This is a genomic window from Pandoraea oxalativorans, from assembly GCF_000972785.3.
In the GTDB taxonomy this organism is placed as follows: Bacteria; Pseudomonadota; Gammaproteobacteria; order Burkholderiales; family Burkholderiaceae; genus Pandoraea; species Pandoraea oxalativorans.
The window spans coordinates 2,697,337-2,723,469 of sequence record NZ_CP011253.3 but is presented as its reverse complement, the minus strand read 5'-3'; the positions used below and the strand labels follow the sequence as shown (position 1 = coordinate 2,723,469).

At 64.4% G+C, this 26,133-nt stretch carries 14 protein-coding genes and 1 pseudogene; 5 read left to right on the top strand and 10 right to left on the bottom strand.

Going from position 1 to position 26,133, the window contains the following annotated elements; genetic code table 11:
- Positions 1-6: 6 nt before the first annotated feature.
- Positions 7-2,436, top strand: coding sequence for a catalase (locus tag MB84_RS12200; protein ID WP_084009747.1), 2,430 nt, complete (start codon positions 7-9; stop codon positions 2,434-2,436).
- A 1-nt stretch (position 2,437) separates the two neighbouring features.
- On the top strand, positions 2,438-2,662 hold the full coding sequence (locus tag MB84_RS12195) for a hypothetical protein (protein ID WP_046291964.1): 225 nt from the start codon (positions 2,438-2,440) through the stop codon (positions 2,660-2,662).
- Positions 2,663-2,673: 11 nt separating this feature from the next.
- Here the strand turns inward: MB84_RS12195 and treY are convergent, their stop codons facing one another.
- The 7 genes from treY to MB84_RS12160 are packed head-to-tail and all read right to left on the bottom strand — an operon-like array spanning position 2,674 to position 20,571.
- Positions 2,674-5,286: a malto-oligosyltrehalose synthase gene (gene treY / locus MB84_RS12190; RefSeq protein ID WP_046291963.1), complete on the bottom strand. Its 2,613-nt coding sequence runs from the start codon at positions 5,284-5,286 to the stop codon at positions 2,674-2,676.
- Positions 5,287-5,309: 23 nt separating this feature from the next.
- Complete coding sequence (gene malQ, locus MB84_RS12185; protein ID WP_046291962.1) at positions 5,310-7,505, bottom strand: 4-alpha-glucanotransferase; 2,196 nt, start codon at positions 7,503-7,505, stop codon at positions 5,310-5,312.
- Positions 7,502-9,286 (bottom strand): malto-oligosyltrehalose trehalohydrolase, encoded by a 1,785-nt coding sequence (treZ, locus tag MB84_RS12180; RefSeq protein WP_046291961.1) that lies wholly within the window; start codon positions 9,284-9,286, stop codon positions 7,502-7,504. The genes malQ and treZ overlap by 4 nt, the downstream gene beginning before the upstream one ends.
- Before the next feature lie 52 nt (positions 9,287-9,338).
- On the bottom strand, positions 9,339-11,459 hold the full coding sequence (gene glgX, locus MB84_RS12175; RefSeq protein ID WP_084009746.1) for a glycogen debranching protein GlgX: 2,121 nt from the start codon (positions 11,457-11,459) through the stop codon (positions 9,339-9,341).
- A 3-nt stretch (positions 11,460-11,462) separates the two neighbouring features.
- On the bottom strand, positions 11,463-13,778 hold the full coding sequence (gene glgB, locus MB84_RS12170) for a 1,4-alpha-glucan branching protein GlgB (protein ID WP_084009745.1): 2,316 nt from the start codon (positions 13,776-13,778) through the stop codon (positions 11,463-11,465).
- Positions 13,775-17,155: a maltose alpha-D-glucosyltransferase gene (gene treS, locus MB84_RS12165; protein ID WP_046291960.1), complete on the bottom strand. Its 3,381-nt coding sequence runs from the start codon at positions 17,153-17,155 to the stop codon at positions 13,775-13,777. Before treS ends, glgB begins: the two co-directional genes overlap by 4 nt.
- Complete coding sequence (locus MB84_RS12160; RefSeq protein WP_052653250.1) at positions 17,152-20,571, bottom strand: alpha-1,4-glucan--maltose-1-phosphate maltosyltransferase; 3,420 nt, start codon at positions 20,569-20,571, stop codon at positions 17,152-17,154. Before MB84_RS12160 ends, treS begins: the two co-directional genes overlap by 4 nt.
- A 307-nt stretch (positions 20,572-20,878) precedes the next feature.
- On the opposite strand from MB84_RS12160, the gene MB84_RS12155 reads away from it, so the two are divergent.
- From MB84_RS12155 to MB84_RS28960, 3 genes and pseudogenes are all read left to right on the top strand, one after another.
- Positions 20,879-21,508, top strand: coding sequence for a hypothetical protein (locus tag MB84_RS12155; protein ID WP_245725545.1), 630 nt, complete (start codon positions 20,879-20,881; stop codon positions 21,506-21,508).
- Between the two features lie 87 nt (positions 21,509-21,595).
- Positions 21,596-22,180, top strand: a complete 585-nt coding sequence (locus MB84_RS12150) for a hypothetical protein (RefSeq protein WP_052653248.1) — start codon at positions 21,596-21,598, stop codon at positions 22,178-22,180.
- 18 nt (positions 22,181-22,198) lie between these two features.
- A pseudogene (locus tag MB84_RS28960) lies at positions 22,199-22,726 on the top strand (malate:quinone oxidoreductase); the annotation flags it as partial.
- Between the two features lie 63 nt (positions 22,727-22,789).
- On the opposite strand, the gene MB84_RS12140 reads toward MB84_RS28960, so the two are convergent.
- The 3 genes from MB84_RS12140 to MB84_RS12130 form a co-directional block, all read right to left on the bottom strand.
- Positions 22,790-24,142, bottom strand: coding sequence for an acetyl-CoA carboxylase biotin carboxylase subunit (locus MB84_RS12140; protein ID WP_046291958.1), 1,353 nt, complete (start codon positions 24,140-24,142; stop codon positions 22,790-22,792).
- Between the two features lie 80 nt (positions 24,143-24,222).
- Positions 24,223-25,164, bottom strand: a complete 942-nt coding sequence (locus MB84_RS12135) for an IclR family transcriptional regulator (protein WP_052653246.1) — start codon at positions 25,162-25,164, stop codon at positions 24,223-24,225.
- A gap of 142 nt (positions 25,165-25,306) precedes the next feature.
- On the bottom strand, positions 25,307-26,095 hold the full coding sequence (locus MB84_RS12130; protein ID WP_046291957.1) for an enoyl-CoA hydratase/isomerase family protein: 789 nt from the start codon (positions 26,093-26,095) through the stop codon (positions 25,307-25,309).
- Positions 26,096-26,133: the final 38 nt, after the last annotated feature.

Genomic DNA, 26,133 nt, shown 5'->3' with positions numbered 1-26,133 from the left:
ACATTCATGACTCGCCGAAAGACACCGCATTCCACCCCGCAATCCGGATCGCCTTCGAAGCAGGCTACCGGCAACGCCTTGGCCACGGAGAGTGGATTCCGGCAGTCCGACGGCGGGCCCGCTGGCGCGCCCGGGGCGAGCAAAGACCCGGGCGTCAAACGCTCGCACGAGTTGGGTCAGACCGTCGACGCCATGCCGTACAACGCTGAGAAGGCCAGCGAGTATGGCCTTGGCGCCGCGAAACCCGAACCGGGACAGACGGCAAAGTCGCCATCGTCCCACGCGCGCGCCAGCACGGTCGGCGAGCGTCTTGCGACGGGGAAAACAGGCGGTCCAGCAAAGCCCGGCGTGAACGCCGTGGGCGGCGATCTGACCCGCGTTCGAGCCGATGCCGAGGGCACGCCGCTCACGACGAATCAGGGCGTGCCGGTCGCGGACAACCAGAACTCGCTCGTCGGCGGCATGCGTGGCCCGGCATTGCTTAAGGACTTCGTGCTGCGCGAGAAGATCACGCACTTCGACCATGAGCGCATCCCGGAGCGTGTGGTGCATGCACGCGGATCCGGCGCGCATGGTTATTTCGAATCGTACGACGCGCTCGCAGAACTGACCTGCGCCGCGCCCTTTGCAGCGGCAGGCAAGCGCACGCCGGTCTTCGTGCGATTCTCGACGGTCGCAGGCGAGCGGGGTTCGAAGGATACCGCGCGCGACGTGCGGGGCTTCGCCGTCAAGTTCTACACCGATCAGGGCAACTGGGACCTGGTCGGCAACAACATGCCGGTGTTCTTCATTCAGGATGCGATGAAGTTTCCCGACCTGGTTCACGCCGTGAAGCCCGAGCCGCATCACGCCATGCCGCAGGCGGCGTCGGCACACGACACGTTCTACGATTTCATCTCGCTCTCGCCCGAATCGACGCACATGATGATGTGGCTCATGTCGGATCGCGCCATCCCGCGCAGTTTCCGAATGATGCAGGGCTTCGGTGTGCATACCTATCGCTTCGTCAATGCAAGCGGTGAGTCGAAACTCGTCAAGTTTCACTGGACGCCGCGCTTCGGTACGCACTCTCTGGTCTGGGACGAAGCCGTAAAGATCTCCGGCGCCGATCCGGACTTCCATCGGCGCGATCTGTGGGAATCGATCGAGAGCGGCCAGTATCCGGAGTGGGAACTGGGCGTGCAGGTCTTCAGCGAAGCGCAGGCCGACACGTTCAGCTTCGACGTGCTCGACGCCACTAAGATCGTGCCGGAAGACCTGATTCCTGTGACGCCCATCGGCCGTATGGTGCTCGAGCGCAATCCCGACAACTTCTTCGCGGAGACGGAGCAGGTAGCGTTTTGCGTCGCCAATGTCGTGCCAGGGGTCGATTTCACCAATGACCCGTTGCTGGCCGGACGCATCCACTCGTACTTCGACACGCAGATCACGCGGCTAGGTGGACCGAATTTCCACGAATTGCCGATCAATGCCCCGGTCACGCCCGTGCAGAATCATCAGCGCGACGGCATGCATCGTCAGACGGTCCATCGCGGGCGAGTGGCGTACGATCCGAATTCGATGGGCGGCGGTTGCCCGTTCCAGACCGGCTCGGCAGGGTACCTCCCATTCCCCGAACCCGTGCCGGAGAACGGGGTTGAAATGCGTGGCAAGCCTGCTAGGTTCGCCGAGCATTTTCAACAGGCGACGCTGTTCTACGAGAGTCAGTCCGCCGCCGGCCAGCGTCACATCGTGGACGCCTTTCGCTTCGAGCTGAGTCACGTTACGGTGCCGGGCATTCGCCGTCGTATGCTGTCGATGTTGCGCAACGTGTCGGAACCCATGGCGGCGGAAATCGCCAGCGGGCTTGGCATGCCGCTCCCGGATCCGATGCCCCCGGCCGCCGAAGCGCCCGCGGCCCCCGAGGTCGACCGGTCACCCGCGCTGGCAATGGAGGCGCATCCGGGCGAGGCAGGCATCGCGTCTCGCAAGATCGCCGTGCTGGTCGCCGATGGCACAGACGCCGAGGTCGTGAGAGAGGTGACCGAATCGTTGACCATCGAACATGCGGACGTTCGCCTCGTTGGGGAGCACATCGGTATTTGCGACGCGGCGGATGGCGGCACGATCGACGCGGACGCAGCGCTCGACAGCCAGCCCGGCTTCCTGTTCGACGCCGTCGTGATCGCGCCGGGCGATCCGGCGGTGGACAGGTTGTGCGCGAACGGGCATGCGCTGGACTTCGTCCGCAATCAGTTCCGTCACTGCAAGACGCTATTGGCGATTGGCGCAGGGAAACGACTGCTCGACGCCGCAGGAATTGCGCCCGAGGACGGCGATCCGGGCGTATTTTTTGGTGCAACGCCGGATGCGCAAACGCTCGATGGCTTCGTCGAGGCCATTGCGAAGCACCGGCATTTTGCACGGGAGGAGAGCGCCGCATGGCCAAGGATTTGATATGGCAGCCGTTCTGACATTTCGGTATCGCAATTTCAGCGTCATCTGCTCGGCCTTGCCCCATCGGGGCGGTGGGTACCACGGCAAGGCGTTGGTGCAGGCAGGCGATGGCATGATCCGACATCATGAGGTCGAGACGCTGAAGGACGACGTACACAGCGATGAGCAAACGGCGCTCGATGAGGCCGCGGTCATGGCGCGCGAATGGATCGATCAGCAGTATTGATGGCGCCGTGCTCACTCCGGCGTGAGCAGTGCCACCGGCAAGGCAGCCAATATGTCGGCGAGCGGCAGCATGCCGCTCGCGGTCGCGGGAACGCGCACGCCGTCGATCAGGCCTCGCCAGCGAGGCGCGCGTGACAGCACGCTCACGTCCACGACGGTATCCTGCCAGTCCTGCACCCGGACTCGGGGAACGGGACTGGCTGCCGTCGACAGCACCCCTAGTTGACGCGTCGCATGCCGGGTGGCGACACAGACCACCGGACTGCCTTCGCCCGGCGCAGGCACGCGAGCGAAGGCCACGACCTGCGCCGCGCACGGACCGTGCGTCGTCAGCGCAACGTAATCGCCCAGCATGAAGGCAGGCGCGAATTGCTTACGCCGGTGCAGCAAAGCACACAGGAGCGAGCGCTTCACGTCGCCGTCGCGCCAGCGATCCATCAGCGAATGCCACTGTTGATCGTCGGGCAACGCGCCGGGCGTGGACGCGTCCGCCATCTCCGCACTGAAATGGACGGCACGCCGATTATCGGGATCGACCAGCGTCTGGTCCCATCGGAGACTCGCCTGATACGTGTCCGGTACGCCCGGGCAGGTCATACGGAGGAACAATTGCGTCAGACCGTTTAGCGCGCCTGCGGGGCCAATGGCGTCGGAGAACGTCTGAATCGAGTCGACGAACGACGTTGTGCCCATCACGCGTTCGAGGAAGGCGTCGCAAGCCGCTTCATACTCGGCGTCTGGCGCGAGCCACGACGTTCGTATGCCAGATTCGCGCATCGCCTTGCGTTGCCACTGCGCAATGCGTTCGACGAACGCCCTCAGTGCCGCCGTCGTCGGCACGGAATGCCACGCGCAAGGCCATGCGCCGACGAGCGTCTGGTAGAGCATAAGTTCGTGCGCGACATCAGGCGCATCAGGCGCCGCCGCTCGAAAGCGATCGTTCTCCGCCCGCCATGCGCTGACGGTTTGCGCCCATCCGTGTGGGATCTCGGAGAGCACGGCAAGCCGTGCGCGGACGTCTTCACCGCGTTTGTGATCGTGCGTGGCCGTCGATAACATGGCGCGAGGCCAGTGGCTCGCCCGATAGGCGTTGATCGCATGGAAATCGGCGAGCGGCATCGACAGATGGGCCGCATTGCTTCCCACATCGTTTCGCGATAGCAGACGTCCCCAGCGATATCCCGCCGTGTCCTCGACCGCCTTGGCGGCCAGCGGTGCGGTGATCTGCGCGAAGCGAATCCGAAGGTCGCGATGCGGTCCGCTTGGTTCGCCCGCGTCGCTGTCGGCCGACGTCAACCACATGACGAGCAGCGCAAGCGCCGCGTGATCCAGCGGATGCAGCAGACGCTTTGCGCCGCTCATCGCCGTCGTCAGCACGTTATTCGGGGCCTCGGCGGCATTCGGCCAGTCCGGATAGCAGCGGTAGACAGGAAACGACGCGGCCAACGCAATGGTGCAGCGTCTGAAGCAGGCGATGCCTGCGTCGCGGGCCCGGCCAGTGGGGTCGGCGTCGATCAGCGATGTGAGCGCCTTGATTACCCGATTCATCTCACTGCCAAAGCGCTCGTCGATCAGTTGCAGACGCGCGTCGCGCACGTGCGCACCGAAATTCTGTGTATCGCCCGTCGTGTTACGCCAAAGGGCGCAGAGTTCCGTGGTGCCGTCTCCATGGTGCAGCAATGCGCCAACGTCGTTCATGAAGTCGTAGCCGGTCGTGCCGTCGGTTTCCCAGCGGGTATCGAGACGTTCGCTATCCATCAGGATCTTCTCGACGACGATCCATGGTTCGCGTCCATCGGCGGCTTCGCGCAGTGCGGTGCGCAACCGCCGGCAGTACGCGCCGGGGTCGCTCAGGCCGTCGACATGATCGATGCGAACACCGTCGATCACGCCATCGGCAAACAATCGCAATAGCAGGCCATGGACGGCGTCGAAGACTTCCGGGCGCTCGACACGCACCGCCACCAGCGACGTGATGTCGAAGAAGCGCCGCCAGTTCAGCGCATCGCGCGCGAGCGGCCAGTGCGTCAGATGGAAGTGCTGGCGCGCAAGCACCCGCCGCCAATCCTGTTCAGTGCGTGCAGCTTCTGCGAGGGCGACGGTCTCAGGGGCGAGCGGCCAGCGCGCGCCGTCGTACGCGAGCGACGCGTTTCCTCGTGCGTCCCGAACGACTGAGAGCTTGCGCTGCGACAGGATGTCCGCGAGCGGTTCGGGCAGCACGGGCAGCAGCACCTTGCCAGCAGGCACGTCGGCATTGCCATCCCAATCGATATCGAAATAGGGCGCATAAGCGCTTTGCTGACCACGACGCAAAACATCCTGCCACCAGCGGTTTCGGTGCCCGTTTCCCATGTGATTGGGCACGATATCCACGATCAGTCCGATACCGTGCGCCTTGAGACTGTCCCGTAAATGACGCAGTCCGGCTTCGCCGCCCAACGTCTCGCTGACGGTGCAAGGGTCGACGACGTCGTAGCCGTGCGTGGACTCGGGGGAGGCTGTCCAGACCGGCGACGCGTAAAGATGGGAGATGCCAAGCGTTGCGAACGCGGGTACGTCCCGCATGGCATCTGCGAACGTGTAATCGGCGTTGAATTGGATACGCAGCGTAGCAAGCGGGATCATGACGGCTCCGGTTCAATGCCAGTTCACTTTCGGCCGGCGGCAGCCCGCACACGGGCAAACCGGGCAATACGCGAAGCCACGTCCGGTGTGCCGAGCAACACGTCGACGGGTGCACCCAGGCGGCGTCGCCAGTTCGGATGTTCGGTCGTCGTGCCGGGCAGGTTATCGGCTTCCTTTGCGCCGATCGCGTCGGCGATGGGAAGCAGCACCAGCGGGGAGGGCGACTGCGCCACGAAACTTACGATGGCGTCGAGCGGTGTCGTCGTTGGGGCGCGTCCTGGGGGGCTGGCGACGTCGCTCGTCATCTCGGCCGACGCCGCAGGCGCGGCGGCGCGACCGCTGTCGTTGACGACGCCAGCGGCACTCATCGCGCGCCATAACGCGGTGCGATCCTCGCGGCGGTGCCGTCGGGCGAGGCGCGCATCCATCGACATAGAGGCCAGACGGGCGCGCCAGGCGATGTCCCGGCCCGTCCACCACCCCACGACGGTCGGAAGATCATGGGTACTGGTCGTGGCGACGGCATCCGCTCGCCATTGGGACGGGTCAAGAAACGCCGGTGTCTTTTTCGACTGCGTGGGCGACGGTGCGCTGCGCGCAAACCAAAGGACATCCGTTCCCAATACCCCCTGCGTCGCCACACGCGCCCGAAAGTCGCTGGGCACTGTCCCGAGATCCTCACCGACCATGAGCGCGCGATGTCGCGACGATTCGAGGGCGACGATCGCCAGCAAGGCGTCGAGCGGATAGCGCAGATACGCGCCAGACGCCGCCGGTGCCCCGTCCGGGCAAACCCAAAGGCGCGACAAACCGAGCACATGATCGATGCGTACGCCCCCGGCAAACGCAAGCGCTGCGCGCAGTGTCGCGATAAATGGCCGGTAGCCATGCTGATGCATGGCCCACGGCGAGAAGGTTGTCAGTCCCCAGACCTGTCCTGCCCGATTGAAGAGGTCCGGCGGCGCGCCAAGCGACACGCCCCGGAGCAAATGCCCCGGGTCGGCCCACGCCTCGCTGCCCGTTGAGTCGACGCCAACCGCCATGTCCGCGATCAGCCCGATCCCCATGCCCGCGTCGCGAGCGTTCCCCTGTGCGCGTTGCAGCCCCTCTAGTGCCAACCATTGCAGGAAGACGTGAAACGCCACGTCGTCGGCATGTTCATAAGCCATACGCTCCACTTGCGGTGCCCATGGAGAGCGCAGGCCTACAGGCCAGCGTCGCCAGTCGTCGCCATGCGTCGAATGCAGCCGTTGGTGGAGCATTTCGAAGCGCGCGTGCGCTTCCAGCGAGTCCAAGCCGTCCCGGCGAAAGCGCTTCAGTGCGCTGGTTTGCCCGGCGGACAACCAGTGCTCGCGAAGGTCGTACAAATGACGCAGGACTTGCAGGCGCGCCGCAGAGGCGGCGGGCCAGTTCACCAGCCGCTGGCGCTCCCGCTGTGCGTAGCCCGGCACCAGTCGCAGCCTTCGTGCCGCCTCCTGCGCCTCGGCCTCGCCGCACAGCGCGGCCGGGTCGATATGCGCGACGTTGTACCACTGGCGATTCGACGGCGAATACGGACTGAACTGCCCGGGGCGCGCGCTGAACATCGCATGCGCGGGGCTGATAGCGAGGGCCTGCGCACCGTGTTCTGCGATGGCGGACGCTGCGTCGGCCAGCGCGCCGAAGTGTCCGAGACCGCCGTCGCCCTCCTGGCGCAGTCCGTAGAGCGGAACGCTCATTCCCCACTCACGTGCGTCAGACGGCAACCGATGCGCGTGCGGCGGCGCGACGATCACCGAATACACGTTGTTGCCGAGTTCCAGCCGGTGATAGCCCGCCACGTCGATGGGCGGCAGCAGCGATGCACCGGAGTCCGGGTCGACCTCGGTCATACCGTCGACGACCCCTTCGGTTTCGAGATGCACCCGATAGGCCAACCGCTTGCGCCCGGCGATGAGCGACAGCGCAGGCAGCGTCGCGGGTATGCCGACGCGCGTCACGATCTGTACGTCGTCCGACAGTGACGCGGGCGAATCGAGAAACGCCAGACTGTCGCGGCACTGCGCGGCATTGTCGCACCGCAGTCCCATCGCGTCGAGCAACGCGCGCAGCACATCGGGCGTTACGGTATGGGTCTGGCCATCGGCATCGTCCCAGCGCACAAGAAACCCGGCGCGCTGAGCGAGCGTCTGCACAGCATCTTGCGACGGAGGTGACAGCAAGGATGCGGTCGTTGTCATAAGGGTTCCTCCAGCCACGCGACACAGGCGTGGGCGCACAGCGTGCCGGTCGACAGGTCGTGGATCGCGTGCGCCGGTGTCTGGCAAAGGGTGACGCCTGTCGGCGAATAGGGCGCGGCGTCGATGACGACACGCTGGTCACCGAGATTGAGCAGGATGACGAGCAACGCACCGTTGCCGAGACGCCACCGGGCGCATAGCGCGTGAGCGTTGAGCACGTCCACGCCAGCGCTTGTCGCACCGGGCAAGCCCGGCACGATCCATGTGCGCCGCATTTCGATCAACCCGCGATACCACGCCAGCCAGTCATTGGCTGTGGCCGACACGTCTTCGCCCGGCCACAGGCAGGACTTCGCAAACGTTTCGGGGTCGTTCGGATCGGGCACGGCAGCTTCGGTTGCCGCACCCAGGCGCGCAAACTCTTCCCGGCGCCCTTTGCGAACGGCGTCGGCCAGCTCGCCCCGATAGTCGGTGAAGAACAGGAATGGCGTTACGCTCGCCCATTCCTCGCCCATGAATAGCATGGGAATCTGCGGGCACAACAGCAACAGCGCGACGGCAGCCCTCAGTGCGTCCGGGTCCGCGAGCGCCGTGAGCCGGTCCCCAAACGGCCGGTTACCCACTTGATCGTGGTTCTGCAAGAAACCGACGAACGACGTCGGCGGCAGGAAGCTGCTCGGCTCGCCGCGATGCTTGCCTAGCCGCTCGATCTGCTCCCCCTGAAACGCAAACCCTTCGGCCAATGCGCGTGCCAGATGCGCCACCGGATCGTCGGCGAAGTCGGCGTAATAACCGTCTCGCTCGCCGGTCAGCAGCACATGGAGAGCATTGTGAAAGTCGTCGTTCCATTGGGCCGCCGACGTTCTCGCGAGCAAGCCCGCCGCGTTATCTTCGTTTTCGAAGATGAGATGGACGCGACGGCCCGGTTCGCGCGCCGCGATTTCGTCATGCACGCACGTGCTCAGCGTCTGCACGAACGCGTCGCTGCCGATGGCGTGTACCGCGTCGAGCCGCAACCCGTCCACCCGCATCTCGAAGAGCCAGTACAAGGCGTTCTGGATGAAGTACTGACACACGGACGGCTCAATGAAGTTCAGCGCCGGTCCCCACGGCGTGTGCTTCGTGTCGTCGAAGAACCGGGCAGCGTAGGCCGCAAGATAGTTGCCGCTCGGCCCGAAGTGGTTGTAAACGACGTCGACGAACACCATTATCTCCTCGGCGTGCGCCGCGTCGATGAGGGCCTTGAACTCGTCCACGGTGCCATAGGCGCTTTCCGGCGCGAAAGGCAACACACCGTCGTAGCCCCAATTGCGCTGGCCCTCGAAGGTGCCGAGCGGCATCAACTCGATGGCGTTCACGCCAAGCTGTGCGAAATAGGCCAGACGCGCCCGAACCCCGTTATAGCCGCCGAGCGCGCCGACGTGCAATTCGTAGATGACGGTCTCATGCCACGGTCGTGCCCGCCATCCCGTGGTCTGCCAAACGTAGCCGCGCGGATCGACTACGACGCTCATGTCGTGCGGACCGCCGTCCTGCGCTCGCGACGCAGGGTCCGGCACGCGTTGCCCGTTAGGTAGCACGAAGGCGTACCGGCTCCCGGCGATGCACGGCGCCGTCAGCTCGAAATGACCGCCGTCGACCGCCTGCATCGGCACGGGCGCATCGCCCTCGATGACCAGTTGCATGGCGCTCACGTCGGGCGCCCAGATGCGAAAGCGTGTGGTGCCATCGGCCTGAGCGGCAGCGCCGAATGGAAGCGGGAAAGCGAAGGTCGATGTCATGGGAGGCTCGGGGATAGCGGGGGGCGGAAAACGGGGGAGCGGGTCGGGCGCATCAGGCCGCCGCGTCGCGATCGCCACGCCACCGGCCGGTGACGACCATTGCGGCGTGCGCCTCGATCTGTACCCCCTCACCATCGAGAGGCGTCGCTTCGCGTGCCGGATCGGCCGAATCGAGATGCAACTGCCAGTCGCCCCCGGGTGGTGGCCAGCGAAACAGCAGCGGCACGTCGGCGGCGTTCATCATCAGTAATGCGATTTCGATGGTGCCGTCGTCGTGCCGCACGGCGCGACGCAGCACCAGCGCGCGGCCCGTGGTGTTGTGCCAGTCTTCGTCGGCCAGTTGTAACCCGCGCTCGTCGTACCAGGACACGGTTTCGAAGTCGTCTTCCACCCACTCCCGCTCGTGAGAAAAGCGAAGTATGCGCAGCAGCGGCAACTCCCGTCGCAACGCGATTGCCCGCGCCGTAAAGCCGGTCATGGCGACGGCTGGGGGCTGCGCCGCCGCGCGCCAGTCGAGCCACGAGGTGCCGTTGTCCTGACAGTAGGCGTTGTTGTTGCCGCCCTGAGTGCGGCCGAACTCATCGCCCGCCAGCAGCATGGGTGTGCCGCTGGCGAACAGTAACGTGAGCAGCAACGAGCGTTGAACACGCTCGCGCAACGCCACGATCTGCGCGTCCTCGCTCGGTCCTTCTTCGCCCCAGTTGGCGCTGAAGTTCTCGCCCGCGCCGTCGTGGTTGTCCTCGCCGTTGGCCTCGTTGTGACGCTCCGCGTAGGTCGTCAGGTCGGCCAGTGTGAAGCCGTCGTGCGCGGTGACAAAGTTGAGCGACGCCCATGGCTTTCGCCAACGGCGCGCAAACAATCCGGCTGAGCCGAGCAGACGCTCTGCAAGGTCGGGACGGATGCCGTCGTCCCCGCGCCAGAAGCGGCGCACCGTGTCGCGGAACTGGCCGTTCCACTCGGCGAAGCCGGGGGGATGTTGTCCCAATTGGTAACCGTCCGGCCCGATGTCCCACGGCTCGGAGATGAGTTTGGTACGCGCGAGCACCGGATCCTGACCGATGGCGTCGAAGAATCCCGCGCCGGGATCGAAGCCATCACCCTCACGACCCAGCGTCACGCCCAGATCGAAACGGAAGCCGTCGATCTGCATCGTCTCGACCCAGTAGCGCAGCGAGTCCATCACCATCTGCAACACGCGCGGATGCGACAGGTTGACGGTGTTGCCGCAGCCGGTGTCGTTGATGAAATAGCGTTCGTCGCCCGGCACGAGACGGTAGTAGCTGGCGTTGTCCAGCCCCCGCCAGGACAGCGTCGGTCCGAGTTCGTTGCCTTCGCACGTGTGGTTGTAGACAACGTCCAGAATGACTTCGATGCCCGCTGCGTGCAATGCCCGGACCGCGCGCCGCATGGCGTCGGTGCCGCCGTTGCCGAGATAAGACGCTTCGGGTGCGAAGAACGCGAGCGTGTTGTAGCCCCAGTAATTGCGCAGCCCGCGGTCGACCAGCATCCTGTCGTGCAGGAACGCGTGCACCGGCAGCAATTCGACTGCGGTGATGCCAACCCGATGGAGATGCTCGATCAGTCGCGGCGACGCCAACGCTTCGAATGTGCCGCGCAACGGCTGACGCAGGCCGTCTATCTGCATGGTCAGCCCGCGCACGTGCGCCTCGAGAATGACGGTGTCGTCCCACGCGGTGTGCGGGCGTGTGTCGTGCCGCAACGTGTCGGGCGCTTCGACGACCACCGCCTTGGGCATGGCCGGTGCGCTGTCGCGCCGGTCGATGGACAGGTCGGCTTTGTGCGAGGACACGCGGTAGCCGAACAGCGCATCGGACCACCGCACTTTGCCGAGTAGTGCCCGCGCATACGGGTCGAGCAATAACTTGGCGGGATTGAAGCGATGCCCTTGCTCGGGCGCGTACGGGCCGTGCGCGCGATACCCGTAGACGAGTCCGGGCCCCGCGCCGGGCAGATACCCATGCCAGATCTCGTCGGTGCATTCTGGCAGCGGCAGGCGCCTGAGTTCCTTACGCCCGCGCTCCTCGAAGAGGCACAGTTCGATCCGGTGCGCATTGGCCGAGAAGACGGCGAAGTTGACGCCCAGACCGTCCCACGTCGCGCCAAGCGGCGTCGGTCGTCCAGGCTCCAGTCGTTCGACGTTCGAGTGGGGCATCGGCTATCTCTCCGGGGCCAGCACAACGCAGCCCAATGGCGGTAACGTCAGATTCAGCGATTCGGCATGGCCGTGCGACGAGATTCCTTGGGTCGTGACGCCGCCGCCATTACCGACGCCACTACCGCCGTAGCACGTGGCGTCCGAGTTCAGAACCTCGCGCCACCCGCCGCGCATGGGGACGCCAATCCGATAGTCGTGCCGGGGAATCGGTGTCAGGTTGACGACCACGAGGCAGACGTCATCGGGCGGCGAGCCTTCGCGCGAAGCGCCGAAGCGCAGATAGGCCAATACGCTGTTGTCGCGGTCGTTGCCGATGACCCATGCGAAGCCCGATGCGTCGGCGTCGAGCCGATGCAGTGCGCTCCGGTCGCGGTAGCTCCGGTTCAGGTCGCGCACCCAGCGCTGCACGCCGCGACTGGCCGGGTCATCGAGCTGCGACCACGGCAACGGGACATCATGGTTCCACTCGGCGCGCTGAGCGAACTCGCCGCCCATGAACAGCAACTTCTTGCCGGGATGCGTCCACATAAAGCCAAGGTATGCGCGCAGATTGGCGTGCTTTTGCCAGTCGTCGCCCGGCATGCGGCCGATCAGCGAGCCTTTGCCGTGCACGACCTCATCGTGGGAAAGCGGCAATACGAAGCGCTCGGAGAACGCATAAACGAGCCCGAAGGTCAGATCGTCGTGGTGATGACGGCGGTACACGGGGTCGCGCCCCATATAGCGAAGCGTGTCGTTCATCCAGCCCATATTCCATTTGTAGTCGAAGCCAAGTCCGCCCTGCGACACCGGCGCGCTCACGCCGGGCCATGCCGTCGACTCTTCGGCGAACAATGCAGCCCCGGGCGCATGCTCGGCGACGCGCTCGCTCAATGCCTGCAAGAAGGCGATGGCTTCGAGATTCTCACGGCCGCCATACCGGTTCGGCACCCATTCCCCTGGACGGCGGCTGTAGTCGCGATACAGCATGGACGCCACGGCATCGACACGCAGGCCGTCGACATGAAAGCGGCGCAGCCAGTCCAGCGCGCTACCGATCAGAAAGTTGACGACCTCATGGCGTCCGAGGTTGTAGACGCTGGTCTTCCAGTCCTGATGAAAGCCCTCGCGCGGATCGGCGTGTTCGTACAGCGCCGTGCCATCGAAATGCGCAAGCCCATGAACGTCGGACGGAAAGTGCGCAGGCACCCAGTCGAGAATGACGCCAAGTCCCGCACAATGCGCGCGGTCGATGAGGCGCGCCAGTCCGGCCGGATCGCCGAAGCGCGCCGTCGGTGCATAGAGACTCAGCGGCTGATAACCCCACGACCCGGCGAACGGATGCTCGGTCACGGGCAAAAACTCGATGTGCGTGAAGCCCATCGCGTGCACATAGGGAATCAAGCGGTCGGCGAGGGCGTCCCAGTGCGACGACGGCGCGCCGTCGGCTTGCGCCGGTAACCACGACCCCGCATGCACCTCGTAGATAGCGACCGGTGCGCCAGGCGCAACGCGACGGGCACGCTCGGCCAGCCATGCGTCGTCGTGCCAGACGAACGGCGCATCGGACGCCACACGCGACGCTGTCGCGGGCGGCACTTCGGTCATACGCGCGAGCGGATCGGCCTTCAGGGGCAGCACCGTTCCGTTAGCGGCACGGACCTCGAATTTGTAGCGTTCGTCGGCGGTGAGATGCGGCACGAACAACTCCCAGACGCCCGCGCCGTAGCGTAGCCGCATCGCATGGCGACGACCGTCCCAGCCGTTGAAGTCGCCCACCACAGAGAGCCGGCTCGCGTTCGGCGCCCACACGGCGAAACGAACTCCGTCGATATGGTTCACGGTCATGGGATGCGCGCCGAGGCAATCGCCGATGTGCCAATGACGCCCCTCCTGCAGCAGGTGTAGATCGAGGTCGCCCAGCAGCAAGCCGAATGCATAAGGGTCGGCGGTGATCTGACGCGCCGAAGGCCAGTCGATATGAAGCCGATAGTCCGGCGGGGCATCCGCCTCGTCCGATGCATCGGCAGACGCAGGCAGCCAGGCGACGAACAGGCCGTCGGCATGGACACGACGCATCGGAATTGTCTGCGCATCGTCCGAAGACAAGGGTTCGACGGCGACGCTCATCGCACCCGGCAGGAAGGCACGGACTGTCCAGCCACCGCCATCGCGATGTGGCCCCAACACGGCGAACGGGTCCGGATGATAGCCGCCGACCAGTGCTTGAATGTCGTGCTGCGGTGTGACTGGCAGTCGATCCGGCCCACCGCCTTCCGTATCTGGGGACGGAGGCGATTGCGCCGAGGACAGGGTGCGCGGCTGGGCACGGCTCATGAAACATCCCCCCGTTCGTCGAGCAGGCGCGCAGCGAGCGCTTCGAAGCCCGCGAGCGGCATCCACAGCCATGCAGGCCGGTTGGTGCATTCGTAGACGATCTCGTAAGCGGCTTTCTCAAGCAAAAAAGCATCGAGCAGTGCGCGATGCGCGAAGGTCTCTGCCAGCGACGGCGCGCCATAGGCGACGGCGTTGCCGTAAGCGTCGAGAAACGTAGCCGCCGCGTCTTCCATGATGCGTTGCAACTGTGCCGAACGCCGCGCCAGCATCGGCGTGGGCAGCGGCTCCTCCGAGTTGGCGACCGAGCGGCCCAGATAGTCGAGCGAGCGCAAGAGTCCTGCCACATCGCGTAGCGGACTCGTTTTCTCGCGCCGCACCGCGACCTCACGGGCGGGTTCGCCTTCGAAGTCGATGATGAAGACATCGCCCGGGGTGACAAGCACCTGACCGAGATGGAAGTCGCCGTGTACGCGCTCGCAGAGCGTGCCGCGCCCGTGTGCGAGCAGACGGGGGACCAGCGCCATGATGGCGTCGCGCCGGTCCAGAAGCGACGCAATGGCAGCGGCTTGTGAGCCGCGCTCCAGTGCGTCGGCCATCGCCGGGGCGGTATGCGCTTCGAGCAGCGAGAACGCCTGCGACACCATCGTCTGCGCGGAGGCGATCCAGCGGGCCACGATGTCGTCGTCGGCGATGACGGGCGAGAAGGCATCGTCGTCGGTGTCCTGCGCGAGGACCAGATGCATCTCGCCGAGGCGTTTGCCGATCTGCGTCGCGAACTGAAGATAGGGCGCGGCTTCGTCCCGGGTTTCACCGGCGCTGACGTCGTCGTGCGAGAGCGCTTCGATCAGTCGCGAAAGCGTGTCGTAAGCCCAACTCCAGCCATTGCCCTGATTCCCGACAAAGCGTTGCAGGATCGCCAGCGTATGCGGATTACCATCGGCATCGAGATGACGGACTTCGCCCAGCCACTGGGGCGAATTGGCGAAGCCGCACTCGCTCAGTCGGCGCAGCATCTCCGCTTCGGGGTGCACCCCGGGTACGATCTGACGGACCAGTTTGAGCGCCAACGCGTTGCCCATCGCCAGCGAACTGTTGGTTTGCTCGACGGCCATCCACTGCGTCGCTTCGCCCGGCGGGATCGCCTCGTCGGCCAGGACGTCGGCGCTTTCGAACTCGAAAGTGCCGAGATCGCCTTGTGCGTCGGCACCCGGTGCACTTTGCGCAGGCATCCGGGCGTTCGACTGCATCAGAGATGCGAGGGTCGGCCCCAACGTTTCGCTCGCGAAGGCGTCGACAAGGAAGCCGACACGCCGACCGCGCCGCACGCGCGCCAACGCCAGTTGGATCGGCAGCGGCCGCATACCGACGTGTTCCCAGACAACGGTGAGTGGCAGCAGATACGTTTGCGTCTTCCGCTCGCCGTCGACATCGAGTTGTACCTCGACTTCACCAAGCCAGATCGGGGCGTCGTCGGCATTCATGCTGTCGACGGGGGCGATGGACGTCGTGCAACGAAGCCGGGCAGCATGCAGCCGGGCGTTCTTTGCCGCGAACCATCGACGCCTGGGCAGATAGCGCGGCAGGATGGTTTTCGAGATCGTGTCGCAGGTTGCAACGTCGAGCAGCGGTGCATCGGCGCGCCAGACGAAGGTCGTAAATTCGGGCAATTGCTCGCTGGCTTCGTCGTTCCAGCGGGGCGCCTGCGTCGCTTCTGTCAGCTCGAACCAGTAGAAGCCATAAGGCGGTAGCGTCAGCAAATAGGTCAGTTGCCCGATGGCGGGGAAGGCAGTGCCACCGAGCAGTTCCACGGGTGTGCGCCCGGCGTAACGGGACAGGTCAAGCTCGACGGCCTGCGACGCGCGGGAGAGATTGGCAACGCACAGCAGCGGCGGTTCTTCGTCGTGCTCGCGCAGGTAGGCGAGCACCTTGCGGTTGGTCGGATGCAGAAACTCGATGGTGCCCCGGCCGAACGCGCGACGCGAGCGGCGTGTCGCGATCAGGCGTCGCATCCAGTTGAGCAGCGAATGCGGATCGCGCGCCTGACTCTCGACGTTCACCGATTCGTACCCGTACAGCGCGCCCTGAATGGCAGGCAGCGTGAGCAGTTCGGGGTCGGCGCGCGAAAAGCCGCCATTGCGGTCGTAAGACCATTGCATCGGCGTGCGCACGCCGTCCCGGTCGCCCAGGTGGATGTTGTCGCCCATGCCGATTTCGTCGCCGTAATAGATCACCGGTGTGCCGGGCATCGAGAGCAGCAGACTGTTCATCAGCTCGATACGTCGCCGGTCGCGCTCGAGCAACGGCGCGAGCCGCCGCCGGATGCCGAGGTTCAGCCGCGCGCGGCGGTCGGACGCATAGACCTCCCAGAGATAGTCGCGTTCGCTGTCGGTCACCATTTCAAGCGTCAGTTCGTCGTGATTGCGCAGGAAGATGGCCCATTGGCAGGCGTCGGGAATCTGTGGCGTCTGGCTCAGGATGTCGGTAATCGGAAAGCGATCTTCGCGCGCGATGGCCATATACATGCGGGGCATGAGCGGGAAGTGGAACGCCATATGGCATTCGTCGCCCGCTCCGAAGTACTGTTGCACGTCCTCCGGCCACTGATTGGCCTCGGCCAGGAGGAGCCGGTTGCGGTACTTCGCGTCGAGGTCCGCACGAATCCGCTTCAAAATGGCGTGTGTCTCGGGCAGATTCTCGTTGCTGGTGCCTTCTCGCTCGACGAGATACGGCACGGCATCGAGCCGCAGGCCATCCACGCCCATACCAAGCCAGAAGTGCATGACGCTGAGCACAGCGCGCAGCACCTGCGGGTTGTCGAAGTTCAGATCGGGTTGATGGGAGTAGAAGCGGTGCCAGTAATACGCGCCCGCGTTCGGCTCCCACGTCCAGTTGGAGACTTCCGTATCCACGAAGATGATGCGCGTGCCGTCGTATTCACGGCCGGTGTCGGACCAGACGTAGAAGTCGCGATGCGAAGTGCCCGGCCGCGCCGCGCACGCGCGCTTGAACCACGGGTGCTGATCCGACGTGTGATTGATAACAAGTTCGGTGATCACACGGATGCCGCGTGCATGGGCTTCCGCTATGAGGCGGCGCACGTCGGAAATCGTTCCGTAATCGGGGTGCACACCGCGATACTCGGCAATGTCATAGCCGTCGTCTCGGCGGGGCGACGGGTAGAACGGCAGCACCCAAAGCGTGTCGACGCCCAGTTCGGCGATGTAATCGAGCTTTTCGATCAGACCGGCGAAGTCGCCGATACCGTCGCCGTTGGCGTCGAAGAACGACTTGATGTGCAACTGATAGATGACCGCGTCCTTGTACCAAAGCGGGTCGTCGCGCAGCGGCGCGATGCCGAGCCGGGGTTCTCGTTTCATGGGGTCTCCGCGGATTCGTCGTTCGCGTTTGCTGAGCGCGCCGGGCGCACCGACCAGATCGCATACGGCGCATGCGGCGGCAGATGGACCCGCTGGTGTTTCGCATGCCATTCGAACTGCGTGCCGTCGAGCAGATTTTCGACGGCCAGCGGCGCATCGTCTGGGAGTGTCCAGCGCCACAGCGGAAGTTCTATCGTGGCGTCATGCGGCTGTCCGGCATCGAGGTTGATCGCAACGAGTACGACGTCGGACCGTGTCGGCGTGGCTTTCTCGAAGTACAGGACGTGCGGGTTGTCGGCGTTGAGGAACGTCACGCCGCGATGCGTCTGCAAGGCGGGATGTCGGCGACGGATGCGGTTGAGCACCGTGATTTCCCTCACGATGTTGCCGGGGCGCTGCCAGTCCCAGGCGCGGATCTCGTACTTCTCCGCGTCGAGATATTCTTCGCGGCCGGGCAACGCGGTCGCTTCGCAAAGCTCGAAGCCGCTGTACATCCCCCACAAACCCGAGAGCGTCGTCGCCAGTGCCGCACGCGCCAGATGCACAGGGCGGCCGCCGCGTTGCAGATGGTAGGGGTTGATGTCCGGCGTATTGACGAAGAAATGCGGACGGAAGCACGCAGCGATCTCGGGTTGCTGAAGCTCCGTCAGATAGTCGGTGATCTCGTCTTTCGTCTCTCGCCAGGTGAAATAGGTGTACGACTGCGAGAAGCCGATCTTCGCCAGCCGGTACATGAGCTTCGGCCGCGTGAAGGCCTCGGAAAGAAAGACCGTACGCGGATGCGCCGCCCGCACGGAGCCGATCAGCCACTCCCAGAAGGGCAACGGCTTGGTGTGCGGATTGTCGACCCGAAAGAGATCGATCCCTTCCGAGATCCAGAACAGCACAATGTCGCGCAGCGCAAGCCACAGCGCGGGCACGGCATCCGGCGCATAGAAGTCGACGTTGACGATGTCCTCATACTTCTTGGGCGGGTTTTCCGCGTAACGCAGCGAACCGTCCGCCCGCCAGTCGAACCAGCCCGGGTGCTCGCGCAACCACGGATGGTCGGGCGAGCATTGCACGGCGAAGTCGAGCGCGATGCGCAAGTGATGCGCTTGCGCAGCGTCTCGCAAACGCCGGAAGTCGTCGAAGGTACCGAGCGCCGGGTGAATCGCGTCGTGGCCGCCCGTGGCGTCGCCAATGGCATAGGGGCTGCCGGGATCGTCTGGCTGGGCATCTAGCCGGTTGTTCTTGCCCTTGCGGTGCGCCTGTCCGATAGGGTGGATGGGGGGCATGTAGAGCACGTCGAAGCCCATGTCGGCAATGGCGGGCAAGCGCCGGATGACGTCATCGAACGTGCCGTGCTTTGTCGCGTCGCCGCTTTGCGAGCGCGGAAACAGTTCGTACCAGCTGCCGAAGGCGGCTTCCGGCGGTTCCACGTCAAGTGCAAGCACCGGCGACTCGATGACGAAGGGACGATAGCGGGCGGCCGCAACGGCATCCTTTGCCGAGGGGGCGCTCAACGTCGCATAGGCAATGGACGGCGCCTGCGCTTGCGCGAGCCTGGCGACGGCCTCGATGGCTTTGCGCACTCTGGCGCTGGAGGCCTGACTCGCGATGTGTGTGAGGTCTTCGATGCCTTCCTGAATCTCCAGCGACACTGGCTGGCCCGCGTCGAGCTTCTTGGCCACTTCGATACACCAGTTCACATAAGGGTCGCGCCATGCTTCGATCCGGTACTCGTGACGGCCCAGACGCGTCGGACGGAACTCGGCTTGCCACCGGTCGTTGCCGAGCGGGGTCATGGGCGTTTCGCGCCAGACATTCGTGTCGAGGGGCCGCCAGCGCAGCACGGCGCTGGGCTGTGCGTGGCCGTCTGTGAAAACGTCTGCGGAAATCGACACGGTTTCGCCTACCACCGCGCGCGCGGCAAAGCGGCCCCCGTCGAGCGATGGCGAGACGGACTCGATCACGACACGCGACTGCGCGGCCGCTTCACGCACGGCGCGGCGGTCGGCCTCGCCAAGTGCACCTGATCTGGCCTTCGGCCAGACGTGACGCGACACATCGCGGTCCATCTCCGCTTTCCAGATGCGGACTTCACCCGGCGCGAGCGCAATGTGGGTGAGGGTTTCCGGATCTCCGAGCGCATTGCCCTGGGCGTCCAGCGGCGTGAGCCTGACGCGATCGACGCTTGCGCAGGCCGCCATCGGCCACGTCGCAGCGTGCGTCAGACTGTGATTGACAGCGACGACGCGACCGTCCGTCGCACCGGGGATTTCCTGCGTAAGCAATGTAATTGCAGCGTTGCCGCCCGACAGGCACCGCAACACTGCCGCGCCATTGCGATGCGCTGACGCGCGGTCGTCGTCCGCCGACAACGCAGGCGTCGATCGTTGCGCAGCCGCGATGAGGCTGAGGCGTCGGTTGCCAGCCGCCACGATCTGTCGAAAGTCGATCTCATGGAGGGAATCGGGCGGGGTGCCGTCGCCAGGCGGTCCAACATCCGGTACCGCGCGCGCGGCATGCGCATGCCCGAACTCCATACCGGCAGGCATGAGGATGCCGTCCCCCAACTCGAACGCCAGTTGCAGCGCCCGCGCACATTCGAGCACGTTGTGGCTGCGCGCGACGAGATCGTCCGACGTGTCGAAGGGATCGCCTGCAAGGGCGATACGCCATGCGCAACGTGCAAGATCGGCGTGTTCGTCATAGAGCCATGCGGCGCGCATGTCCCACCAGCAGGACGACAGGAAGACGCCATCGAAGCCAGCGGCGGCCGCGGCGATCATCTGGTCGCGCGGGAGACCCGGTGTCCAGCCGAACCATTGCAGCGCCGGGTAGTGACGCCGCATATCGACAATAAGACGTTGCCACGCCGCCGTCGGCCTGGCGTCCAGATGATGCAGACAGAAGCCGTTCGCCCCCTGGTCGGCAAGCTTACGGAGTCTGGCGTTTAGCGGATCGGGAAGATTGGTCGAACCAAGCGCCCCCGGTCGGGCGTTCTCAGCCGACGAATGGCGGGGAAGGGCCAGTTGAAGCGGGGCGCGCGGCGGATGACGGGGGTCCGGCGGGTCGTCGTTGGTGCCAGGTTCGTTGGCGTCCGGTGTCTGCGCCGGTGAGGTGGACGCGTCCGCGTCCACGCTCGCGCCGGACGTGAGCGTCGCACTGAGCGCAACGTCGAGTGCCAGGCCCTGCCGGTGGCTGACGTCCAGATGACCGGGGGGCATCTGCGTAAAAGCCGCCTCGTCGATCAGCAGCCTCGAGAATCCCAGTGAAGCAACCCGCTCGACCAGTGACGCCCAGTCCTGCGCGCCGGGCAGGGGACTCGCCATCAATGCGTAGATGCGTGGCGGATCCACGCCGACACGGACGTCAGCGGACGTACTCGGCCCCGTCTCCGGGACGTACTTTCGCGACAGCGAGTTGGACATTGCGACGAACTCCCGAGCCCTGCCGGGCAATAGATATCGTCATCAATGCAAATTCCGTGCCTTGCCCGCGGCCCGCAAGTTATCGGCGGCCCGCAGTCGATGGGCCGGAGACTATTGGCACGCGTTTGTAGAAAGTGCGTGAGCCGGACGGGGCAATCGAAGGGTACGACATCAGCATCGGGCATGACGGCGGCGCGCTGCGTCGCCGGACGCAGTCGCTGCAAATACCCGCGCCAGCGTGTGACGGCACGATCCTTGCGTCCTCCGAAAATCGAAGTTGGCCCCTAACCATTGCTGAAGGAGAGAAATGATGGCGTCTACGAAGAAACAACCAAGCGAGCAAGGCATTCGCGAGCTTCTATTTCAGGCTTACGAGACCGAGCTGGGTGGAGAAAAGGTCTATGAAACCGCGCTCACGTGCGTAAAAAATGCAGACCTTCGGAAAGAATGGACGGAATACCTCAGTCAGACAAAGAATCACCAGCGCGTGCTTTTAAAGGTTCTGACGGCGCTCGGGCTGAATCCGCAAGAAAAGACGCCCGGACGTGAGGTTGTGGCGCATCACGGAGCCTCGCTTGTCAAGGCGATGACGTTGGCCGCCGGATCCGGCGACGCAGCACTGGCGGAAATCGCCGCAGCCGAGTGTGTCGTGCTGGCGGAAACGAAGGATCACCAGAACTGGGAACTGCTTGCCACGGTCGCCGAGAAATCGGGAGGAGAACTGTCGAAGGTCCTGGCCGAAGCCGTGAAGGCGGTCGAGCATGAAGAAGACCACCATCTGTATCACACGATGGGCTGGGCTCGCGAACTATGGATTGACACGTTGGGATTCCCGGCGGTATTGCCGCCACCCGAAGAAAGGAAGCACGTCGAATCGGCCATCGGTGCGTCGCGCGCGGAACAGGCGCGCGAGAAGATGGTTTCGCAACGTCATTGATCGTGTCAGGCGAGGGCGGAGCGCAGAACGTACCGCCTTGCCCTCGACTGTCACATTGCTCACCGTGCCTGCCATGCTTCGGACCCCTTGACTTCAGACCTGTCGGACTTTGTCGATCTGTACATCCGCTACTGGATCATACCGGTATGGCTGCTGGCGGGGTTTGCCGACTGGGTGTGCCACCGACGCTCGCGTATCGAAGAAAACGCAGGCACGAAAGAGTCTGCCATGCACGTCGCGCAAATGCTGGAAGTGGGTATTCCGCTGATGATCGCATTGCTCTTTCAGATCAACCCGATCGTGATTGCCATTATGGTTTTGGGGATCGTGCTTCACGAATTTACGGCCCTATGGGACGTCCACTATGCAAAGCAGCACCGGGACATTTCAACGATCGAACAGCATATCCATAGCTTTCTCGAACTCTTGCCGATCTGCGCAGTGACTTTGATCATCGGCGTCAACGCTGGCGAGTTGTGGAACACGCTGGCCGGAGGCGTGACGTCCGACCTCTCAATGTCGCCGAGCGCCGTGCCGTTGGCATACACGCTATGCGTGCTCGTGGCGGCAGTAATCTTTGCCGCGTTGCCCTACACCGAAGAGTTGATCAGATGTCTGCGCTATCGCCACCGGGCATCATTGCGACGCGCGAAAGACGTTCCCCGTGAGTAAAACGCATCGCGTCTCCATATCACCCAGGCCATCAACATCGACGAGAACTTCCAGATCTCGCGCCAGTTCTGGTCGCATCGGGTCCGTCAGGGCGTGCTGGGCAATCCACGTGAATTCATCAACTCCACGCCGCACATGAACCTCGTGTTCGGTGCAGAGAGCCGCGAGTTCATCAAGAAGCGCGTGGAAGCCTTGAAGGCGTCGCCGCTGTTCGCTGGCATGGAAATGACGACCGACCCGGCGAAGATCGCCGAGTGGATCCCGATCATGATGGAAGGCCGCAAGCCCGACGAAGTGGTCACCGCCACGCGCTCGCCGCTCGGCACGGACGTCAATCTGGGCGAAATTACCCGTCAGTTCTACAAGCACCTGACCGAAAAGTTCGGTGTGAAAGTTTCGACCGGTTACGAAGTGCGTTCCATAACCCGCAACGAAGACGGCAACTGGCGCGTGTGCGCGTTCGATATGAACGACAGCTCGAAGATCCAGACGGTGGACGCACGTAATGTGTTCACCGGCGCGGGCGGCGCTGCACTCCCTTTGCTGCAACTGTCGGGCATTCCGGAGGCCAAGCAATACGGCGGTTTCCCGGTGGGCGGCGAGGTCGGTTCAATGACGTGCGGCAGCGAGAATATCGGCCCCCAGCCCGGTGTGGATGTGTCCGAGCTGAAAATGCTCGTCGTCAAGCACCTGGAGCGCGAACGGGATATTCGTTTTCACCCCGCGGATTTCGGTCGCGCTCAACGCTTCGCGCATCCGGCGAATCGCCGCGGCGCGGTCTGTCGCGTGCACGATGACCTTCGCCAGCAGCGGGTCGTAGTACGGTGTAACGGTATTGCCCGGCCCATATCCGGTCTCGACGCGAATGCCCTCTCCCTTGGGGAGATCGAAGGTGTCCAGCTTTCCGGGCGACGGAAAGAAGCGCACCGGATCCTCGGCGTACACACGCACTTCGATAGCGTGGCCGTTCACACGTGGCGAATCGGGTATCACCGTCGCCAGCGCTTCCCCCTCGGCCAGACGGATTTGCGAGGTCACCAGATCGATGCCCGTGATGGCTTCCGTGACCGCATGCTCGACCTGCAAGCGCGTATTCATCTCAAGGAAATTGCAGGTGCCATCGGCGCCGAACAGCGTTTCGGCAGTGCCGATGACGTCGTAACCGATCTCTTGAAGCAGCCCGGCAATTTTCTCGGCCGTGGTCTCCATATCGCGACGCGGCAACAGCGGGGCAGGCGATTCCTCGACGACCTTCTGATGACGGCGCTGCACCGAACAATCGCGCTCGAACAGGTGGCATGCGTTACCCGCCTTGTCCGCAAGGATCTGAAACTCGATGTGGCGTGGGCGCTCGATGAGCTTCTCCAGATAAAGCTCGCCGTTGCCGAAACTCTTTTGGGAAACGGAGCGCGCCTGCGCGATCGCCGCAAGCAGCGAAACTTCGTCGCGCGCCGGCACCATGCCGATGCCACCGCCTCCGGCCGCTGGCTTGATCAGCACCGGGTATCCGATGGCGCGCGCGGCAGCACTGATCGAGTCGGCATGGTCGTCGAGCAATCCCGAACTGGGCGACATGGGCATGCCATAGCGGGCCATCAGTTCTCGTGCGCGGGTCTTGTGCCCCATCGCTTCGATCCAGCGCGGCGACGGACCGATGAACGTTGCCCCGGCTTCCATCACGCGGCGCGCAAAGGCCGCGTTCTCCGAAAGGAAGCCGTACCCCGGGTGCACGGCATCCGCCTTGGAGCGTTCCAGCACGTCGATCAGACGATCCTGATCGAGGTAGCTCGACATGGCGGGTGCGGGACCGATGGCGTACACCTCGTCGGCTTGCGCCAGGTAGGGGAGTGTGGCATCCGCTTCGGAACAGACCGCCACGGAACGAATGTTCATCTCGCGCAACGCACGGATGATGCGTGCTGCGACCGCACCACGATTCGCTACGAGGACCTTCGCAAACATGTTGTCTCCTTCGTCGTTTTCATTCTCTACCGCAACGGGCGCGCAAAAGCGCTGCCGAGGAGTCGCGGTACGGGCGTGCGTCAGCCACAAAGGCTGTCAGCCAATCCCCCCCAGGCAACCCGTGCATCGTCAAGGTGACGACCGAGGGCATCGGATTCGAGACGCAGCGCATGCAGCGCCTCCTCAAGGTGCGCACCGGTCATTCGAGACGCAATCGACGCAACGCTGATCGAGACGAACGCCGGACCTTCCTTGCGCGGCAACGTCATGCCGATGGCGCTCACGTCGGCGATCACGGTTTGCACGTTCGTCGCATAGCCGTCTGCGCGCGTTCGTGCGACCAGCTCGCGCAGGCGCGCTGGCGAGATGTCGCGATAGCGGGGTAAATGCACGGCGTTCGCCGCGATGGCAGCTTCTACGGCGCTGTCGGGTAACGCAGCGAGCAACGCCATGGCGCCCGCGCCTGCGCCGAGCGCCCGGCGCGCGCCGATCTTCAGGCTATGGGTACGAATCGGGTAGCTGCCCTGCAAATGATCGAAGCACACGGCTTCATGCCCGCTTCGCACCATCAGAAAGACGGAGTCGCCCGTCAGGTCGGCCAGCCGTCGCAACGTTGGCTGGCAGCGCTCCCGAAGATCGAATGCCGGCGACGCGTTGAGGCCAAGCAGATACGCCGTATGGCCGAGCGTGTAACGGCGCGCCTGCGGGTCGAGTTGCAGCATGTTGCTGAAGGCCAACCCTTTGACGATGCGATGCGCCGTGATGCGCTCCAACGCCAGGCCCTCGGCGATCTCATGAAGACGCAATCCCTGCGGGCCGCACATGGCAATGAGGCGCAGCACGGCGATGGCGCGTTGAATGCTCTGCGTGCCTTCGCTCGCGCGACGTCCCGCAGCGGCACTTGCATGGCTACCGTTCGTCGTGAGGTCGGGCACGAAGTCTGCGGCGTCGGCGATGCGATCGGCAACGTCCTCGGACGAGGGGTCGGCAATATCGCTGGCATATCGTGGGGGCAGGCTCATCAAAATCTATCCGTTTCGGTGTCTGCCGAAGGCAGACAAAGTGACGCTGAGGAACAGGTGGCGAGGCATCGTCGAGCGGGTGTGGCGCCACAGTGTTCGAAAGACGAAGTAAACCGATATTGTCTCGCAAACCGGTACGCCGTCAGCGGCCTCGAAACACCGCTTCGCGCTTTGCAGCGAAAGCCTCACGTCCTTCCTTGCGATCTTCGGTGTCGCGCAACAGCCCCCACAGATGACGCTCGTAGTTCAGCGCAGGCGACAGTGGCATGTCCATGCCGTCGCGTGCCGCCTTTTTGATCGCCCGCACCGCGAGCGGCGCGCCGTCTGCAATGCGGCGTGCGATCGACGTCGCCACCTCCATAAGCGCGTTCTGCGCGACAACGTGACTCACAAGGCCGATACGCAGTGCTGTCTTGGCGTCGATGGCTTCGCCGGTCAGCAGCATCCACATGGCGTTCGCGCTGCCAATCAGACGCGGCAACCGCTGCGTTCCACCTGAGCCGGGCATGGCGCCGACGGTCACCTCCGGCAATGCGAAGCGGGCCGTATCGGCCGCGATGCGGATGTCGCATGCCAGTCCGATTTCGAGTCCGCCACCGTACGCCAGCCCATTGAAAGCGCAAATCATAGGAGTGTCGAAGTCCATGCCCAGCGTGAGCGATCCCGTCTCCGGTTCAGCGCCTTCGCCGCGAAAGATCTGTGCTGCGAACGATGTCGTCGGGGGCGGCGTGTGCCGAAGATCAGCGCCGCTACTGAATGCACGATCCCCGGCCCCCGTGATGATGACCGCGCGAATCTCCGGCGCGCCACCGATGTGCCGCCAAAGCGCCTGCAGTCGCGTGCGCATCGGATAGTCGATAGCATTGAGCGCTTCGGGGCGGTTTAACCGCACCGTCGCGACGCCGTCGCTCACACTGAAGTCGATAGTCATGGTCGCAATGTCGGGATTCGTAGATAGATAGGCACGTA

Coding starts and splice junctions, on each gene's coding strand:
- MB84_RS12200 (WP_084009747.1), top strand. CDS start 7: ATGACTCGCCGAAAGACACCGCATTCCACCCCGCAATCCGGATCGCCT.
- MB84_RS12195 (WP_046291964.1), top strand. CDS start 2,438: ATGGCAGCCGTTCTGACATTTCGGTATCGCAATTTCAGCGTCATCTGC.
- treY (WP_046291963.1), bottom strand. CDS start 5,286: ATGATCCCGCTTGCTACGCTGCGTATCCAATTCAACGCCGATTACACG.
- malQ (WP_046291962.1), bottom strand. CDS start 7,505: ATGACAACGACCGCATCCTTGCTGTCACCTCCGTCGCAAGATGCTGTG.
- treZ (WP_046291961.1), bottom strand. CDS start 9,286: ATGACATCGACCTTCGCTTTCCCGCTTCCATTCGGCGCTGCCGCTCAG.
- glgX (WP_084009746.1), bottom strand. CDS start 11,459: ATGCCCCACTCGAACGTCGAACGACTGGAGCCTGGACGACCGACGCCG.
- glgB (WP_084009745.1), bottom strand. CDS start 13,778: ATGAGCCGTGCCCAGCCGCGCACCCTGTCCTCGGCGCAATCGCCTCCG.
- treS (WP_046291960.1), bottom strand. CDS start 17,155: ATGAAACGAGAACCCCGGCTCGGCATCGCGCCGCTGCGCGACGACCCG.
- MB84_RS12160 (WP_052653250.1), bottom strand. CDS start 20,571: ATGTCCAACTCGCTGTCGCGAAAGTACGTCCCGGAGACGGGGCCGAGT.
- MB84_RS12155 (WP_245725545.1), top strand. CDS start 20,879: ATGATGGCGTCTACGAAGAAACAACCAAGCGAGCAAGGCATTCGCGAG.
- MB84_RS12140 (WP_046291958.1), bottom strand. CDS start 24,142: ATGTTTGCGAAGGTCCTCGTAGCGAATCGTGGTGCGGTCGCAGCACGC.
- MB84_RS12135 (WP_052653246.1), bottom strand. CDS start 25,164: ATGAGCCTGCCCCCACGATATGCCAGCGATATTGCCGACCCCTCGTCC.
- MB84_RS12130 (WP_046291957.1), bottom strand. CDS start 26,095: ATGACTATCGACTTCAGTGTGAGCGACGGCGTCGCGACGGTGCGGTTA.